At 71.5% G+C, this 246-nt stretch carries 1 pseudogene; it reads right to left on the bottom strand.

Annotation, left to right across the window (positions count from 1 at the left end):
- Positions 1-246, bottom strand: a pseudogene (locus tag KVS69_RS20155) (TonB-dependent copper receptor); the annotation flags it as partial.

The raw sequence follows: 246 nt of genomic DNA, 5'->3' as shown, positions 1-246 counted from the left end.
CATCGGGCGTGCACCGGTCGCCCCGGGCGTGAGCTTGTAGGTGTTGCGACCCATGCCGTGGCGGCTGCGGTGGCGGCTGTCGAGCGCGTCCACGCCGGCCACGGTGGCGATGTCCTGCCAGCGCCATTCGGAGGCGATGCGCCCGCCGGTGGTGCGGCGATCGACATTCGGGGCCATGGGCATCGGCATGCTGCTGGCCGGGTTCGGCTCGCGCAGGGTGTAGTTGTCCATGACGTGGTCGGCGTC

Source organism: Stenotrophomonas sp. GbtcB23 (assembly GCF_019091045.1).
In the GTDB taxonomy this organism is placed as follows: Bacteria; Pseudomonadota; Gammaproteobacteria; order Xanthomonadales; family Xanthomonadaceae; genus Stenotrophomonas; species Stenotrophomonas rhizophila_A.
Note: the sequence above shows the minus strand (reverse complement) of the source record. Positions and strands in the feature narration are given on the sequence as shown.